Annotated in this window: 16 protein-coding genes; all 16 read left to right on the forward strand. The window is 48.2% G+C overall.

All coding sequences use genetic code 11. The annotated features are described in order from the left end of the window. The first annotated feature begins 53 nt into the window (after positions 1-53). On the forward strand, positions 54-1,973 hold the full coding sequence (gene lysS, locus B5G27_RS08800) for a lysine--tRNA ligase (RefSeq protein WP_087178547.1): 1,920 nt from the start codon (positions 54-56) through the stop codon (positions 1,971-1,973). Between the two features lie 225 nt (positions 1,974-2,198). After that, positions 2,199-2,666, forward strand: a complete 468-nt coding sequence (locus tag B5G27_RS08805) for a DUF6075 family protein (RefSeq protein WP_087178548.1) — start codon at positions 2,199-2,201, stop codon at positions 2,664-2,666. Next, on the forward strand, positions 2,653-2,820 hold the full coding sequence (locus B5G27_RS16130) for a hypothetical protein (protein ID WP_164488444.1): 168 nt from the start codon (positions 2,653-2,655) through the stop codon (positions 2,818-2,820). The genes B5G27_RS08805 and B5G27_RS16130 overlap by 14 nt, the downstream gene beginning before the upstream one ends. Before the next feature lie 9 nt (positions 2,821-2,829). Further along, on the forward strand, positions 2,830-3,615 hold the full coding sequence (locus B5G27_RS08810) for a ParA family protein (protein WP_087178549.1): 786 nt from the start codon (positions 2,830-2,832) through the stop codon (positions 3,613-3,615). Continuing rightward, positions 3,605-4,504 (forward strand): ParB/RepB/Spo0J family partition protein, encoded by a 900-nt coding sequence (locus tag B5G27_RS08815; RefSeq protein ID WP_087178550.1) that lies wholly within the window; start codon positions 3,605-3,607, stop codon positions 4,502-4,504. Before B5G27_RS08810 ends, B5G27_RS08815 begins: the two co-directional genes overlap by 11 nt. Next, positions 4,485-5,576, forward strand: a complete 1,092-nt coding sequence (locus B5G27_RS08820) for a DUF6017 domain-containing protein (RefSeq protein ID WP_087178551.1) — start codon at positions 4,485-4,487, stop codon at positions 5,574-5,576. Before B5G27_RS08815 ends, B5G27_RS08820 begins: the two co-directional genes overlap by 20 nt. Position 5,577: 1 nt before the next feature. After that, positions 5,578-5,919 carry a DUF6050 family protein gene (locus B5G27_RS08825; protein WP_087178723.1) on the forward strand — a complete coding sequence of 114 codons (342 nt, stop codon included), beginning with the start codon at positions 5,578-5,580 and terminating at the stop codon, positions 5,917-5,919. 146 nt (positions 5,920-6,065) lie between these two features. Then, complete coding sequence (locus B5G27_RS08830) at positions 6,066-6,440, forward strand: helix-turn-helix domain-containing protein (RefSeq protein ID WP_330399026.1); 375 nt, start codon at positions 6,066-6,068, stop codon at positions 6,438-6,440. A 103-nt stretch (positions 6,441-6,543) separates the two neighbouring features. Beyond that, entirely contained in the window at positions 6,544-6,705 is a 162-nt protein-coding gene (locus B5G27_RS16025; RefSeq protein WP_162611223.1) for a hypothetical protein, read from the forward strand. Between the two features lie 155 nt (positions 6,706-6,860). Further along, the gene (locus tag B5G27_RS08835; RefSeq protein ID WP_087178553.1) at positions 6,861-7,511 is read left to right on the forward strand and encodes a sigma factor-like helix-turn-helix DNA-binding protein; all 651 of its coding nucleotides are present in this window, start codon (positions 6,861-6,863) and stop codon (positions 7,509-7,511) included. Beyond that, the gene (locus tag B5G27_RS08840; protein ID WP_087178554.1) at positions 7,508-7,954 is read left to right on the forward strand and encodes an RNA polymerase sigma factor; all 447 of its coding nucleotides are present in this window, start codon (positions 7,508-7,510) and stop codon (positions 7,952-7,954) included. Before B5G27_RS08835 ends, B5G27_RS08840 begins: the two co-directional genes overlap by 4 nt. A 779-nt stretch (positions 7,955-8,733) precedes the next feature. After that, positions 8,734-14,757, forward strand: coding sequence for a SpaA isopeptide-forming pilin-related protein (locus B5G27_RS08850; RefSeq protein ID WP_087178556.1), 6,024 nt, complete (start codon positions 8,734-8,736; stop codon positions 14,755-14,757). 80 nt (positions 14,758-14,837) lie between these two features. Then, on the forward strand, positions 14,838-14,987 hold the full coding sequence (locus B5G27_RS16135; protein WP_164488445.1) for a hypothetical protein: 150 nt from the start codon (positions 14,838-14,840) through the stop codon (positions 14,985-14,987). Positions 14,988-15,245: 258 nt separating this feature from the next. After that, a complete protein-coding gene (locus B5G27_RS08860) occupies positions 15,246-15,764 on the forward strand; it encodes a PcfB family protein (RefSeq protein WP_087178558.1) in 519 nt (172 codons plus the stop codon). 137 nt (positions 15,765-15,901) lie between these two features. Further along, positions 15,902-17,707: a VirD4-like conjugal transfer protein, CD1115 family gene (locus B5G27_RS08865; RefSeq protein ID WP_087178724.1), complete on the forward strand. Its 1,806-nt coding sequence runs from the start codon at positions 15,902-15,904 to the stop codon at positions 17,705-17,707. Then, the gene (locus B5G27_RS08870; RefSeq protein WP_087178559.1) at positions 17,704-17,931 is read left to right on the forward strand and encodes a hypothetical protein; all 228 of its coding nucleotides are present in this window, start codon (positions 17,704-17,706) and stop codon (positions 17,929-17,931) included. Before B5G27_RS08865 ends, B5G27_RS08870 begins: the two co-directional genes overlap by 4 nt. Positions 17,932-17,951: the final 20 nt, after the last annotated feature.

Consider the following 17,951-nt stretch of genomic DNA (forward strand, 5'->3'; position numbering starts at 1 on the left):
CACTAAGAGGTCTGAATTCGCGTGTATGGGGTTATAAGAAAGGAGAAAGTACAGTGGCACAGCAGCAGAAAAACGGACAGGAGCAGGATCTGAACCAGTTGAGAAAAGTGCGCCGCGAGAAACTTGCGGAGCTGCAGCAGAACGGGAAGGACCCGTTTGTCATCACAAAATATGAGCAGACACATCACAGCCAGGAGATCAAAGACAACTTTGAGGAACTGGAAGGAAAACAGGTATCCATCGCAGGGCGCATGATGTCCAAGCGTGTGATGGGGAAAGCGTCTTTCTGCAATGTGCAGGACCTGAAGGGGAATATCCAGTCCTACGTGGCGAGAGACAGTATCGGTGAGGAGAACTACAAAGAGTTCAAGAAACTGGACGTGGGCGATGTGATCGGCATCGAGGGAGAAGTGTTTAAGACAAAGACCGGAGAAATGTCCATCCACGCGTCCCATGTGACACTGCTGTCCAAGAGCCTGCAGATCCTTCCGGAGAAGTTCCACGGGCTGACAAATACAGACACACGTTACCGCCAGAGATATGTGGATCTGATCATGAACCCGGAAGTGAAGGATACATTCATCAAGCGTTCCAGGATCATCAGCGCGATCCGCAAATACCTGGACGGAGAAGGATTTATGGAAGTCGAGACTCCGATGCTCGTGGCAAATGCCGGAGGGGCTGCGGCGAGACCGTTCGAGACTCACTTCAACGCGCTGAACGAGGATCTGAAGCTCCGCATTTCCCTGGAGCTGTACCTGAAAAGACTGATCGTGGGCGGCCTTGAGAAAGTATATGAGATCGGCCGTGTGTTCCGCAACGAAGGTCTGGATACGAGGCACAACCCGGAGTTCACGCTGATGGAGCTCTATCAGGCATACACAGACTATAACGGGATGATGGACCTGACAGAGAACCTGTACCGCCATGTGGCGCAGGAAGTGCTCGGTACGACAAAGATCGTCTACAACGGCATTGAGATGGATCTCGGGAAGCCGTTCGAGCGCATTACCATGGTTGACGCTGTGAAGAAATATTCCGGCGTGGACTGGAACGAAGTAGAGACTCTGGAGCAGGCGAGAGAGCTCGCGAAGGAGCATAACATCGAGTTCGAGGAGAGACATAAGAAGGGCGATATCCTGAACCTGTTCTTTGAGGAATTCGTAGAGGAGCATCTGGTGCAGCCCACATTTGTCATGGACCACCCGATCGAGATCTCTCCGCTGACAAAGAAGAAACCGGAGAATCCGGACTACGTGGAGCGCTTTGAGTTCTTTATGAATGGCTGGGAGATGGCGAACGCTTACTCCGAGCTCAACGACCCGATCGATCAGAGAGAGCGTTTCAAAGCGCAGGAAGAGCAGCTTGCCCAGGGCGATGAGGAAGCGAATACCACAGACGAAGATTTCCTGAACGCACTGGAGATCGGTATGCCTCCGACAGGCGGTATCGGGTTCGGGATCGACAGGATGTGCATGCTGCTCACAGACAGCGCTGCCATCAGGGATGTGCTTCTGTTCCCGACAATGAAGTCACTGGATGCTAAGAAGGGCGAAGTGAAGGCTGAAAAAGCCGAAGAAAAACCGGCGGAAAAGATTGATTTTTCAAAGGTAAAGATAGAACCGCTCTTTGAAGAAATGGTTGATTTCGACACTTTCAGCAAGTCAGATTTTCGTGCCGTGAAGATTGAGGCATGTGAGGCAGTTCCGAAGTCAAAGAAACTTCTGAAGTTCACATTGAACGACGGAACAGACCGGAAACGCACGATTTTAAGCGGTATTCACGAGTATTATGAGCCGGAGGAGCTGGTTGGAAAGACAGCAATCGCAATCGTAAATCTGCCGCCCAGGAAGATGATGGGCATTGATTCCGAGGGTATGCTGATTTCAGCAGTACATGAGGAAGATGGTCAGGAAGCCTTAAATCTTCTGATGGTAGATGATAGAATACCGGCGGGAGCGAAGCTGTACTAGAACTTTGAAAAAGACTCCTGAAAGCAGGCTTTTTGTTGTAGAGTACGACAAGAGTACGACAAATTATACTCTCTTAACAGGCTTTAATAAAGGATTTTAAAATAGCCTGCATCAGTTCAAGTAAATAGGTTGCACTAAAAGGACACTTTTCTAAGAGAAATTTTAGAAGGGTGTCCTTTTCTGTTATACTCAAAAACTATTTATTATGAATTGGAGGAAAATCAAATGGCAAAAAACACAGCGTTAGGAGCAGAAAAGAAACAGGAAATTATCTTTAAGAACAAAGAACATGAAAAATTTTATTATACCTATCTTCCTAAATGCCCTTATCAGTATACAAATCATAAAGCACTTGTTTATTGTCTGGGACTATCAGAAGATACCAGACGAAATGCAAATCGGATTTATGACTTCAAGACAGGATTTATAAAGCCGGAGTGTTTGCATGAAGGATGGCAGACAGGCGGGAGCAGAAAAATTGTCCGCATTGCCTTTAATCTCTATACGGACGGTACTCCTACGACAGATGAATATGACGATCCAGAGGATCAGATTGTTGAGACACGGCTTTATTCAGTAAGCGATATATTCTGCACCGGAGACGCAAAATTCTTTTGGGAAGCAATCAAAATCCGTTATCCGGACTATTGCAACTATGTAGATTGGGAGGCTCTATTCTATGCTGAAAATTAGGCTTCAAGGCACAGTGAAAGATATTCGCTGGTTTGAAAGACTTCTGGAGAAACACCCGGGAATCCGGGTTCTCCAGGCATCAGAGATTTTTTCAAATAAAGGAACAAACAGATATTTTCGCTTTTATGCAGAGATTGAAAAGGAAGAAAGGTAGGTAAACATTATGTGCAGAATTATCGCTATCGCAAATCAGAAAGGCGGCGTGGGAAAAACTACGACATGTGTAAATTTAGGGATCGGTCTTTCAAGAGCCGGAAAGAGGGTTCTTCTGGTAGAAGCGGATGCCCAGGGGAGCATGGCGGCCAGCCTGGGAATACAGGAGCCGGACGAGCTGGACGTCACATTGGTAAATATTCTTGAGAAAATTATCAATGACGAAGATGTGGAGCCGGGAGAGGGGATTCTCCACCATGAGGAAAGGATTGATTTCATTCCGGCTAATATCGAGCTTGCCGGCCTGGAAACATCGCTTGTGAATGTAATGAGCCGGGAGCAGGTACTTCGCCTGTATCTGGAGGAAGTGAAAGCAGATTATGATTACATACTGATTGATTGTATGCCCTCCTTGGGGATGCTTACAATCAACGCTCTTGTGGCGGCGGACAGTGTGCTGATTCCGGTGGAGGCGGCATATCTGCCGGTCAAGGGCCTGCAGCAGCTTATCAAGACCATAGGGAAAGTACATAGACGATTAAATCCCAGGCTGTCCATTATGGGAATTCTGCTGACAAAGGTTGACCGCCGGACAAACTTTGCCAGGGATATTTCTGAACAGATCCGGGATGTTTACGGTAACAGAATTCACGTTTTTGAGAACTGTATTCCCATGTCCGTGCGGGCGGCAGAGACAACAGCGGAAGGAAAGAGTATCTATCTTCATGATCCGAAAGGAATTGTTGCTGACGGGTATCGCCACCTAACCGGGGAGGTGCTTGCAGATGAGAAGTAAGAGTGCGGAGAAGATTAAGCTGACTACTTATGACGAGCTGTTTGGTACAGAAGAAAACAATGTGGAAGGAACTTATACCACTGTTCCATTGAGCCAGCTTCGCCCCTTTAAAAATCATCCCTTTAAGGTACTGGATGATGAAAAAATGCAGGAGACAGTGGAGAGTGTGATCCAGCATGGCATAATTCAGCCAGGGATTGTGCGTCCCTGTGCAGACGGATATGAAGTAGTGGCAGGACACCGTAGATGGCGGGCCTGCGAGCTGGCAGGAAAGCCAGACATGCCGGTAATTATCCGGGATTTGGATGATGATGCCGCTACGGTATTGATGGTGGATACCAATATCCAGAGAGAAAATCTTCTGCCCAGTGAGAAAGCCAGAGCCTACAAGATGAAATATGAGGCGCTGAAACACCAGGGGAGCAAAGGGGACAAGCACACGGCAGATGCCGTGGGAGAAAAAGCCGGAGACAGCGGGCGGACAGTGCAGAGATATATCCGGCTTGCCAGTCTGATCGACGGTCTTTTAGAGCTTGTAGATGAGGGAGATATAAAAATGGTAGCCGGTGAGCGTCTGTCCTATCTGAAAGTGGAAGAACAGGAGCTGGTGTTGGAAGCGGTGGCAAATATTAGTATTTATCCATCTCCGGCACAGGCGGAGCAGCTCAAGGATATGAGTGAGAAAGAAACTCTGTCAGAGAGAAGCGTTTATGCACTTCTGGTAAAGAAAGAGAACAGCGGACAGAGCGTGACGATTTCATCAAAGAAAATCCAGAATTATTTTCCACCGGCATACACAAAAGCGCAGATCGAGGAAGTAATCTATTCGCTTTTGGATCAGTGGAAACAGGGAAAGGAGGGGGAGTATAATGCAGGAAATACAGTTTGATTACTTCCGTGGGATGGAAGCAGAACAGTATAGTTTTTACCGTGTCCCGAAAGTGCTGTTTACTGCAGAATGTTTTAAATCCCTCTCCTGTGAAGCAAAGGTTTTATACGGTCTGATGTTAGACCGTATGAGCCTGAGCATTAAAAACCGCTGGTTTGACGAACAAGACCGGGTATACATTATTTTTACTGTGGAAGAAATAGCGGAACTTCTGAATTGTGGAACGCAGAAAGCGGTAAAGCTGATGAAAGAGTTGGACAGCAGCCAGGGGATTGGATTGATTGAAAAGAAACGTTTGGGGTTGGGAAAACCGAATGTAATCTATGTGAAAAACTTTATGCTAAAGGAAAAACATTCTTTTGAGCAGGAGAAAAAAACACCGGAAAACCCTGAAAATACACAGAATAGTGAAAATCACAATTCAAGGATTGTGAAATCCACAATTCAGGAATTTCCAGAATCACAATTCAAGAATGATGAAAATCACAATTCAGGAATTGTGAAAACCACAAATCAAGAATTTCCGGAATCACAATTCAAGAATGGTGAAAATCATACTTCAAGAATAGTGAAAATCAAAACTCAAGAAGTTCCAAAATCACAATCTAATAATACTGATATTAACAAGACTGATTTTAGTAAGACTGATCCTATCCAATCATATCTATCTCCATCTGCGGGCGAAGTGCGTCATGTGGGAGAAGATGTGATGGAGAAGATGGGAACCTATCGTGCGTTGATACAGGACAATATTGATTATGGGTGCTTTTTGGATAGGCGGGAACGGGAGGATGTGGACGAACTTGTGGAGCTGATGGTGGAAATTTTAATGATGCCGGATGACAGCGTAGTGCGGATCGGTGGGGCAGACAAGCCGGTATCCGTGGTCAAAAGCCGGTTCCTGAAGCTGAACTATTCCCATATCGAGTATGTCCTGTTCAGCCTGAACCGGAATACGTCAAAAGTATCGAATATTAAGGCATACCTTCTGACTACGCTTTATAATTCGTCTATGACAATGAACCATTACTATCAGGCGGAAGTGAACCATGACCTTTACGGAGGCGGATGAAATGAGAATGAGTGAATTTGTAAAAAGGGTGATTGCCCCGGTAGGGGCGGCGGCAATTCTGGCGGCGCTGTTCTATCCCCTCTGTATGGAGAACGGTCAGTGCGATTACCTGAAGCTGTGGATATTTATGGGAATCCCCTTTGGCATACACAGGATGTTCCTGTGGATCATCCCGAAAGGCTTTGATATTGGCGGCACGGTGGGCATGTTTGTATTCAATCTTCTGGTCGGCGGCGTGATCGGCGGGTTCATCCTGGCCTGGCATCTTTTGATGGCGGCATGTTATCTGGTGAAAACAGTGATTGCCGGGATTTCAAGAATTGTAAGGGCAAAAGCCGTGTGAAATTTTTACGGAAGAAGAACAAGTGAATGAGAGAGTTACAAAAGCAGCTAAGTCTATGTACCCGGCTGCTTTTTTCTGTCTGCGGGCAGGATACTTTGCGACACGATGTCGCAAAGTGTAAATTTTCCACGGAAGGAGGGACTGTGTTGGGGAACTGTGCGGGATCGCAGAGGCTGATCCAGTTGGGGGAACGTATACGGCAAAAGAGGAAAGACAGCCATTTATCCCAGGAAACCTTTGCGGAGAAAGCCGGTATCAGTGTCAACACAGTGAGCCGCATTGAGGGAGGGCAGACGGCGATGTCCGTGGAAATTTTCGCAAAGCTGGTGGATGTCCTGGATGCAGACGCTGATGAACTGCTTGGGAGAAGGGCAAAGGCAAAAGAGACTGATCCGGTGGAAACAACGGCTGCCCGTATCCGGCGGTTGAAACCAAAAGAACAGAAGATCGTGATCCAGACCATGAAAGTACTGATGGATGGGATGGAGGGAAAGGACGGATGGGAAGTTCCACAGATATGAGGGGAAGCGGCTATATTTTCCCCATATCTGCTAAGGGAATTTTGCTGCACGGCTGATACACTGGAAATACAGACACAGGAATTGTGGAAGGAGGGAAGGAACATTGACCAGGGAAGAAAACCTGTTTTACCGGAGAAACTGCCCCTATGACGCCATGGGAGACTATTCAATCCTGATGGAAGAAAACCAGGACAGGACAAAAAATCCGGAAGAAAAGCGGAACCGGACAGAACCAGCAAAAGATCCGATCAGGCAGTATCGGTAAGTATATAAACACAGAGGTAATCTGGAGGCAGAAGGAGTTTCGGGCTCCCGTTAAAAAAAACGGGTGTGCCGGAAACCTTTTTTGCTGCCTTTTGCCTGGATTCCTGTGCGCTGCCATCTGGCCGCCCGTAGCCTGCGGGCGGAAAGGTGGATGTTATGGTGACATTACAGGATTTAAAGTGGATCGTAAAACAACCGGGGAAAGTTGACAAAGCTCCAACGGCCCGGTATTTGCTGGAGCATGGGAAACGGGTGGTAAGCATGGAAAATGGCCGGGATGTGCAGCTTCTGGTGTTTGCAGAAGGCTGGGCGCTTTACCGAGTAGGAAAATATACCACGGTTTTCCCGGTACATAGCTGCGGCGGCTATTGTTATGAGAGCCACGGACAGCAGATTTTTGTGGATGCCGCTTTCTTTGAAAAACAGAAGTGGTATGTGCGTCTGATGTTAGAGGGAGAGGATCGCCTGGCAAAGAACCGGGAATCAAGTCGGAACGGAAAGGTGGTTTCCTACCATGCAGTTTCCGAGGAATGGTTTTTCCTGGCTTCGCCGGTATTGCCACCTTTGGAACAGTTGATCGAAAAGGAACAGATCCTGGAGTTGATGGGGCTTCTGACCGAGCGGCAGAGGGAGATTGTGATCCTGCATTTTTATTACGGGGAAACTCAGTGGGAGATCGCAAAGTTCCTTGGTGTTTCCCAGCCTGTAGTTTCCCAGACACTCATGGCGGCGCTGCGGCGGATGCGTGAGGGACAGAGAGAAATTCTCTCAAGAAAAAGAGCCGGTTCCGGGAGGTGTGCCGTATGAGAGGAAAACGCCCGAAGGAGCGGAAATGCTATGTGCTTCGTGCCGGGGATGGTACGGTAGTGGAAGTCACTAGGGAAGTCTATCTGGAGTGGTATCAGTCCCGCAGACGGGAGCGCTATCAGAACGAGAGAAAACAGAAATACGGCGTATCTAGTCTGGAAGCTCTGTTGGAGAAAGGGATTCTCCCGGATGGGAGGACAGACAGCCCGGAAGATACGGTGATCCGGGAACTTTGTGTGGAAAAACTGCGCTCTGTGATGGAAGAACTGGCGGAGGCAGACGCTTATCTTCTGTATCTTCTTTTCTTCGAGGAAGTAACGGTAAAGGAAGCGGCGCAGCTTTGCGGGTGTAGCCGGAAAACCATTGCAAACCGGAGAAAGCGGATCTTAAGGGAATTGAATGAAAAACTGAAAGCTATAGGGATCATGGGAGGATGCTTCTAAAAGGTTCCTGACAGAAAACAGCACAGCCACTTTACGACACGGTGTCGCAAAGTGGCTGTTGCCATGATGAAAGATTTAGCGATCTTCCTGAAAGCGTATCACCGGGTACTGTTTGACTTTCCCTTTGATTATTTTCCGCTGGAGGCAAAATACCATGTCCGGGGTACGCTCAAAAAATCCCCGGCCTTTTTCCCAGCTCATACCGCATCTGCAGTGCTGTAAGCCAATAAACTGCTGTTTCATTTTCCTGCCGCATCGGGGGCAGATTTTATTACTTTTCCCCATCGGAGCCATCCCCTTATATAAAACCTATCTATGATTCTGGATTATACCACTTCTGAAAAAATTTCCAAATATTTTTTTCATCACCCTATATTTTCTCCTCTGAAACCTCCTATTGGTGAGAGGGTAAGTTCTAAGACACATTCTTATATTTCCCCTTTCGCTGAACCTTGACAACTTCATTGCCTGTCCAGATAGATACCCGGTATGCGAGTGTGCCTTTTTGCGTACCCTGCCGGAGAAAACGCTGCGGAAAGTGAACCGGAGCAGGAACGGATCTGGAAAGAGAACAGGCTTAACGCTCAAAATAAGTTTTCAGCCTGCCAGGTGCAGGCTGGATAACAGCAGATACCATGCGGGGAAGTCTTTTTTTAGGCTTCTCCGTATTCATGTGCTGTTATCAGCGCAAATCCGGAGAAGGGGGGACAGGAAGCCATGAAACGATAAGAGACACCGGAACTTTTTGGCACAGAAATGAAGAAAGAGAGGTTTAGTCGATGAAAGGGAAAGGAAAAAGATTGCTTTCCGGGTTACTCTCACTGCTGACGATCCTGACTTCCGTGATCCAGCCGGTTATTACCTATGCTGCTGAACCTGAGCCATCGGGTTACGAAGCACAGTATCCGGCGTTAGACACCGTGCGGGAGCTTTTGGATGTGGACGAAGTGGTGACCGCAGAAGATTATGAAGTGGAAGCAGGGAGCAGTTTTGATGTGAAATCGGATTTTTCCGGCCTGGAGATCAATGATGAAAAAGTCCGGGTGACATTCCATGAAGCAAAGAACGAAGCCGGGCAGGATTTTGACGGGAACCATGCGGACACTTATAAAGCAGTGTACTTTGTGGAGCCGATAAGCGGCCATCCGGCCTATCACATCTGCAGGAATATTATCGTGAAAGAGTCGGTGACAGAGAAACAGTCGGAGAGCCATTCTGACGGCGGAGGAACCGGTGAGGAGAGTGTTGAATCGGAAAGCGAGGATGAAGATTCAGAACCACAGCCGCAGACAGAAACAGAGGCAGCTACGGAAACTGACACAGAGACAGTGACAGAACTGCCGGAGGAGACAGAAATATTGTCGGAGGAGGATCTGGATGCGGCGTTAGAAGAAACAGAAGGACAAAAGACCGTGGATGAGGAAAGCGGCCTGACGCTTGGGGAAGTGCTTCTGCAGGCGGAGGATCAGGGCATTGATGTTCAGGGATTAGAAAGCGGCGAGAGTGTCAGCTTTACGGCGCAGGCTCCTGCAACACGGGCAGTCAGAGCATCACAGTCTGTTACCATTACCCAGGGCAGTTATTACTATTATGCGGATTACGGGCTTGGCTCCTATCTGACCGCACCGTTTACCGTGTCTTTTGGAAATGTGACGGCTACAGCTTACTGTATCCAGCCGTCAAAGCCGGGGCCGGGAAGCGGAACCTATCAGATTACCAAACTGGAAGGAAACCGGGAACTGGCAAAGGTATGTTATTACGGAACGGAGGCGTCCGGATCAGCATATTTCTTTGCAAACTACCATACGGATTTCTCTGCCGGGAAGCGTTTTATCGTGACGCACCTTGCCGCTTCCTACGCCAATGGGAGCAGTGATGCGTTCTATGGAACCAACAGTACCGGGGAGGCACTGGCAAAGGAACTTTATAACTATGCAGTCGGTCAGCCGGATATTCCAGATGTGGAAATGTCTTTTTCCAATTCCAATGTGACTGCCTATGCAGATGGGGAGCAGCAGAGGACAGAAGAAATCACATTCCATGCGGCAAGTCAGCAGACGATCACACTGGATCTGCCGGATGGGGTAAAGCTCCATAACGTCAGCACGGGAAGGGTGAGCGCTGCGGGAGCATCTGTGACCATTTCCGGAGGAACACGGTTTTACCTGACCGCCCCGCTGACACAGACAAAAGATGTGTCCGGTTCCTGGTCAGCAAAGATGCAGGGAAGCATTACAAAAGATTATTCTGCCTATAAGATCACCACGGGAAGCGATAACCAGGATCTTGCCCTTGTATTTGGCGAGGGGGTGGAAGATGAAAAATATGTGAGCTTTTCCGTGAAGTGGCTGGAGCTTGCAAAGGTGGAAGTCATTAAGGTGGACTCTAATCACTCAGACGCAAAGCTGGCCGGGGCTGTGTTTGGCATTTACAGCGATAAGGACTGCACAAAGCTGATTACGCAGATGCCGGCAACGGATAAAAACGGTTCCTCTGTGGCGGAGATCATCAAGACGCAGGATACCGTGTACTTAAAAGAGATTACGGCTCCTACCGGATACCGCCTGAATACTTCTTCCTATAATGTGAACCTGGTAGCAAACCAGACCACCTCTGTCACGGTGCCGGATCAGGAACAGCTTGGCGAGCTGACCGTTTACAAGGAAGGACAGGTTCTGGCCGGAGCTGATGTGACGGAAGAGGGCGTAACCTTCCGCTATGAGAACCGCAGGCAGGAGGGCGCTGTTTATAACGTCTATGCGGGAGCGGATATTATAACTGCTTACGGTGCGAAAGTCTACAGTAAAGGGGATCTGGTAAAAGCAAACCTGACGACAGATTCCAATGGAGCTGCGGTACTGAAAAATCTTCATCTTGGAACTTACACCATCAAAGAAGTGCAGGCCCCGGAGAATTTTTATAATGCCGGAGAGGAAAAGACAGTCACGCTGTCCTATGCCGGACAGAACGTGGAGACGGTATTTAGCGAGAGTACCTTTGTCAATGACCGTCAAAAAGCGGAAGTTTCCGTGCTGAAAAAGGATAAGGACACTTTAAATCCACTGGATGGCGGTGTATTTGGCCTGTATGCGGGAAGCGATATTAAAAATGCAGATGGAAGTGTTGTAGTATCTAAGGGAACGCTGATTGAAAAAGCGGTGACTGGAGAGGATGGAAAAGCCGTATTTACGGCAGACCTGCCGATAGGATTTTCTTATGATGTGAAAGAAATCCAGGCACCGGAAGGGTATGTGAGAAATCAGGCGGATGTATATTCCTTTACCTTCTCTTATACCAATGACAGCGAAGCGAAAGTGACATTTACCCATACCTTTGTCAATGAGCGTGTGAATGCCACGATCCAATTACAGAAGAAAGACGCAGAGACAAACCAGGCAGTTCCGCAGGGAGACGCCACTCTGGAAAATGCGGTGTATGGCCTGTATGCCCGTGAGGATATTGTCCATCCGGACGGGGCAACCGGCGTGATCTATAAAGCCGGTGACAGGGTGGCAACGCTGACCACGGATGAAAACGGGAAAGCGTCTGTAGAGAACCTTTATCTTGGGGAGTATTTTATAAAAGAGATCACGCCTCCGGTCGGGTATCTGGCAGATGAGCAGGAACATGACCTAGTGTGCAGCTATGAGGGAGATCTGACAGCTACCGTGAAGAGGGAGTGCGTATCATTAGAACAGGTAAAGAAGCAGCCCTTTGAGATCATCAAAGCGGCCAATAACGGGGAGACGGACGCTGACTTGCTTTCCGGTGCCGGATTTACGGCCTATCTGCTTTCAGAGCTGACGGTAAAGGAAGATGGCAGCTATGATTTTGATTCCGCAGAACCGGTGGTGATCGGGGAGAATGGAGCTACGGAGATGTTTACGGACGAGAAAGGACATGCCTGCAGCATTGCCCTTCCTTATGGTACATACCTTGTCCGTGAGACAACCACGCCCCACAATTACAAGCCGGTGGACGACTTTATCGTGCGGATCACAGAGCATAACCCGAATACGCCCCAGGTATGGCGGGTGCTTCTGGATGAAGAATTTGAAGCGAAGCTGAAGATCATCAAGCAGGATGACGAGACGAAAAGGCCGGTACTGCAGGAAGGCACGGAGTTCCGGATTTATGACCTGGACAAGAAAGAATACGTTGAGCAGGTGACAACTTATCCGACAACGGAGGTTCATACCTCTTTCTTTACAGATGAGGAAGGCTATCTGATCCTGCCGCAGAACCTGCCAATCGGCCATTACCGGATTGAGGAAGTCACAGCGCCTTACGGATATACGCTGAATGAGAATTACTATGAGATTGCCGTGGATTCCGATACTGCTTACCAGGTGGACAGTGTTTCCGGGGACGTGATCATTGAAGTGGTTTATGAGAACCATCCGGTGAAAGGACAGTTAAAGATTGTGAAGCAGGGCGAAGTGCTGGACGGTTTCAGCAAGGATTTTATCTATAAGACAGAGAACCTGGCAGGCGCAGTCTTTGAAGTTACCGCTGCGGAGGACATTTATACCGCTGATTTCCAGAAAGACGCAGAGGGGAACCGTATCTTAGAGTATGCCGCCGGCGAGCTGGTGGGAACGGTGACTACAGATGAAAACGGGGAAGCATTTCTTTCCGATCTTCCCCTTGGAAGTTATAAGATCGTGGAAGTGACAGCACCGGAAGGCTTTGTGCTGAACGGAGAAGCGCAGACAGTGACCTTTACCTACAAGGATCAGGAGACACCTGTAATCGAGCAGGAAGCAGTGTTTGAGAATGACCGCCAGAAAGTGGAAGTGTCCGTGGTGAAAAAGGATGCTGAAACACAGGCTACAGTCGCAGGCGCAGTCTTTGGACTGTATGCCAAAGAGGATATTCTGGCGCATGGTGAAGTGATCGTGAAAGCGGACACGTTGATCAGCAAGGCATTGTCTGATGAAAACGGGAAAGCGGTCTTTATGAATGACCTTCCCTTTGGACGTTACTATATCAGAGAAGAAGCGGCACCGGACGGATATGTTTCTTCCGATAAAGTTGTAGAAGTGACTGCAGAGTATCAGGGGCAGGAGATTCCTGTGGTGGAACTGTCCTCTGAATATGAAAATGAGCCGACAAAGATTTCCGTGAAAAAGACGGATCTTACAACCGGCGTGGAGCTGGAGGGCGCAAAGCTGACAGTCCTGGATAAAGACGGGAATATTGTAGACAGTTGGACTTCTGTAAAAGGGGAGGAACATCTGATTGAACGGTTAACTGTGGGCGAGACTTACACGCTCCGGGAAGAACTGGCTCCTTACGGGTATCTGAAAGCAGAAGAAGTGACTTTTACCGTGGAGGACACAGCGGAGATCCAGAAAGTGGAGATGAAAGACGACGTGCCGACAGGAACGCTGATCATCAACAAGAAAGGCGAGTTCCTGGAGGATGTGACATTGGCAGATACCATTGGCGGCTGGATCAGCCATATCTTTGAGTATATTACCGGCACTCTGAAAGATGTAACCTTTGAGGTGTATGCACTGGAGGATATTCAGGCGGCAGACGGCGAGAGTGAGGACTATTACAAAAAGGACGAGCTGATTGCCACGATTACCACAGATGAGACAGGGATTGCAAAGCTCTCTGATCTTCCTCTTGGAAAATACTATGTGAAAGAAAAAGAGACTGCGGAAGGCTATGTGCTGGACGGGGAGATCCGGGAGATTGATCTGACCTATGCGGATCAGGACACGGCTGAAGTCACCTGGTCTGGAGACTGGCAGAATAACCGCCAGAAAGTGGAAGTCTCTGTTTTGAAGAAAGAAAAGGATACTGACCGTGTGCTTGGAGGGGCTGTGTTTGCCCTTTCCGCAAAAGAGGACATTACCAATAAGGACGGGGCTGTGATTTTGGAAGCGGGAACCGTGATCGAGGAAAAGGCAACCGGCGAGGATGGAATGCTGACCTTTGAGGCGGATCTGCCCATTGGATTTTCCTATATCGTCAAAGAGACTTCACCGGCTCCGGGATTTGCTACGACAGATGAGGTGCAGGAGTTTACCTTTACAGCGGAATCTTCCGAAAAAGCGACAGTTTCCTATGAATTTACCTTTGAGGATGAACCGACAGCCTTTGAATTTACCAAAACTTCCCTGACTACCGGGGAGGAGATCGAGGGAGCAAAGCTGACGGTAACGGATGAAAACGGAGAAATCGTGGATGAATGGATATCCGGCAAAGAGCCCCATATCATAAAAGAGCTGGTGGTCGGCCAGACCTATACCATGACAGAAGTGCTTCCGGCTCCGGGATATGTGACAGCGGAGAGCATCCAGTTTACGGTGGAGGACACTCCCGAAGTCCAGAAAATCGAGATGAAGGACGATGTGACAAAGGTGGAAATCTCTAAGACAGATATTGCCGGAAAGGAGCTGCCGGGAGCGAAGCTGACCATCCTGGACGAGAATGGGGAGATCGTGGAGAGCTGGACTTCCACAGAAGAACCGCATTATATTGAGATGCTCCCGATTGGCAAGTACACGCTCCATGAAGAATCCGCACCGGAAGGCTATCTGATCGCAGAGGATGTAGCGTTTGAGGTAAAAGATACCGGCGAGATCCAGAAAGTCGTGATGAAGGATGAAGCAGAGCCGGAAGAAACACTGGAGATGCCGGAAACACCACAGAACACATCGACAATAGATGCTCCAAAGACTGGGGATAACACGTCGATCATGGCGCTTGTGCTTTCCTGCGGCTTGGGGCTGGTGGGAGCCATTGCTGCCGCTGTCTGGATGAAAGCCAGAAATAAGAAACAGGATTGATACGATAGGATTGGGCGTTTGTGGACAGCCATGTGCTTCCATGGACACCCTTTTTGTTTTTAAGAAAGAGGTGGATAAAAATGAGATGGTTGATAGCTGCAGCCCTGGCGTTTGTGTTCCTGCTTATCTTTGTCCTGTACTGCTGTATTGTTGCCGGGGCAAGGGAGGACAGGATGCTGGAAGAACTGGAGCGGAAAGGCAGGCTGGATGCAGACGGACAAAACGGATAGAAACAGGTATGCGCCGGACAAGCCACAGGACTGTGCTTATTGCTATTTCTGGCACAGCCGGAAACAGAAGTGCAGAAAAAAAAGCTGCTATTATCTTCTACCTGAGAAAAAGCAGGATAGAAACAGCAGGCCGGGAGACTGTAGGATATGCCCCTATGGGAAACATTCTCCATGTATCGGGTATTGTCTGCAGAAAATCCTCCTGAAAATTTAATCGATCACACATACGGAAACCATGAGGAAAGAAGGTGATTTGCTATGCAGGAGGAAGTCAACCAAAAGGTCGTGACACTTTGTATCAACGGAGGAAAGATTTCTGCTCGGATACTGAAAAATGCGATCCTCAAGCTCCTGCGGAAAATGGAGCAGATGAAACGGGAACAGAAGCAGGCTGCCAGGGCGTCCAGACAGCAGAAAGAACCGGCGGCTTATCATGGGAAACAGAGCATGGAAAAGCTGATGAAGCAGAATTGTCAGCTCACGAATATCGAGGTGACAGATGGGAATATCAAATCTTTTGAAAAATATGCCCGGAAATACAATATTGATTTCAGTCTGAAGAAAGACACGTCTATATCGCCGCCACGGTATTTTGTGTTTTTTAAGGCACGGGATGTGGATATTATGACCGCCGCTTTTAAGGAATATACCGGAAAGCAGCTCACAAAGGCTAAGAAGCCATCCCTCAGAAAGAAACTGACGCTGGCAAAAGAGCGTCTGGCAAAACACCGGGAGAGGGAGAAAGGCCGCCAGAAGGAGCGTGGGCCGGAGCATTGAGTAAGAAGAAAACTGTAAAACGAAAAAATGATACGGCACCGAAAGAAACGCTCAGACAGTTCTTTGAAAAGGGCGGGAGAAAGTTGTCGGAGACAGTCAAGGGGAAACTGCCGACGGTGGATAGGAAACGACTTATTATGCTGAACATTCCCTATGTGATCGTATTTTATCTCATAGATAAAACGGCATGGCTGTACCGATACTGTATCGGGGATTCCCTGGTTGAAAAGCTGGGAGCGCTTTTCCTGAATATTTCCCTGGCGTTTCAAAATGTGTTCCCCAGCTTACACCCGCAAGATTTATGTGTCGGGCTTGTCGGCGCAGCCCTGGTAAAACTGGCCGTATACCTGAAAGGGAAGAATGCGAAGAAATACCGGCAGGGCGTGGAGTATGGTTCTGCCAGATGGGGAAACCAGAAGGATATAGCGCCTTTTATTGATCCGGTATTTGAGAACAATATCCTTTTGACGCAGACGGAACGGCTGACCATGAACAGCCGCCCGAAGCTGCCGAAGTATGCCAGGAATAAAAACGTGATCGTGATCGGTGGTTCCGGTTCTGGCAAGACGAGATTTTATGTGAAGCCGAATTTAATGCAGATGACACCGAATGTTTCCTATGTGGTCACTGATCCGAAAGGGACAATCCTGGTGGAGTGCGGGAAGATGCTGCAGAAAGGTTCCCCGAAGATGAAAGACGGGAAGCCGGAGCGTGACAAAAACGGAAAAGTGATCTATGAGCCATATAAGATCAAAGTGCTGAACACCATCAATTTCAAAAAAAGTATGCACTATAATCCCTTCATGTATATCCGCAGTGAGAAAGATATTTTGAAGCTGGTGAATACGATCATTGCCAATACCAAAGGGGAGGGTGAGAAATCTTCTGAGGATTTTTGGGTGAAAGCCGAAAGGCTTTTGTATTGTGCGCTGATCGGTTACATCTATTATGAAGCACCGGAGGAGGAACAGAATTTTTCCACGCTCCTGGAGCTGATCAATGCGTCCGAAGCCAGGGAAGATGATGAGGAATTTAAAAATGCGGTGGACGAATTGTTTGAGGAACTGGAAGGGGAGAAGCCGGAGCATTTCGCTGTGCGCCAGTATAAGAAATATAAACTGGCGGCGGGAAAGACAGCAAAATCCATCCTTATTTCCTGCGGAGCCAGGCTTGCGCCCTTTGACATTGCGGAGCTTAGGGAACTGACAAGCTATGACGAGATGGAACTGGATATGCTGGGGGATCAGCGGACAGCTATGTTTGTTATCATTTCTGACACAGATGATACCTTTAACTTTGTTGTCGCAATCATGTATACCCAGCTATTTAATCTGCTCTGTGACCGGGCGGATGATGTGCATGGAGGACGGCTGCCTTATCATGTAAGGCTTTTACTTGATGAGTTCGCAAATATCGGACAAATTCCAAAATTTGATAAGCTGATCGCAACGATCCGGAGCCGGGAAATCTCGGCTTCTATTATTTTGCAGTCGCAGAGCCAGTTAAAGACCATCTATAAAGACGCCGCAGAAACAATTCTGGGGAACTGCGATACCATGCTTTTCCTGGGTGGCAAGGAGGGCAGCACGTTAAAAGAAATCTCGGAGACACTTGGGAAAGAGACGATAGATCTTTATAACACCTCGGACACCCGTGGGCAGAGCCGTTCATACGGACTGAATTATCAGAAAACAGGCAAGGAACTGATGAGCCGGGATGAACTGGCGGTGATGGACGGAAATAAGTGCATCCTGCAGCTCCGTGGTGTGCGTCCGTTTTTCAGTGACAAGTTCGATATTACCCGGCACAAGCGGTATAAGGAACTGTCGGACTATGACAAGAAGAACAGCTTTGATGTGGAGGCATATATGAAACATTCGTTAAAGCTGCGGATGAAAGAGGAATTTGATCTCTTTGAAGTAGAAGGGGAGGAAAATGAATGAGTGATATTTTCAAGGATATGCAGGCAAAGATTGGATGCCGGCACATTTCTGTTCTTCCGTATTACAAAAGGGCAGTCTGGTATGAACTGCGTCGGATGCCTCTTGCGGAATACGAGACAGAGCAGTTGGAAGATTTCGCCCGGTATGTATTTGGAGTCAGATATTCTGTTTTAAAAGAAGTAATGAATCTATTGGAGTCAGAGCCGGACTTTACGATACGGTGACGCAAAGTAACAGGGAGAAG

The organism is Lachnoclostridium sp. An76 (assembly GCF_002161355.1).
GTDB lineage: Bacteria > Bacillota > Clostridia > Lachnospirales > Lachnospiraceae > Mediterraneibacter > Mediterraneibacter caccavium.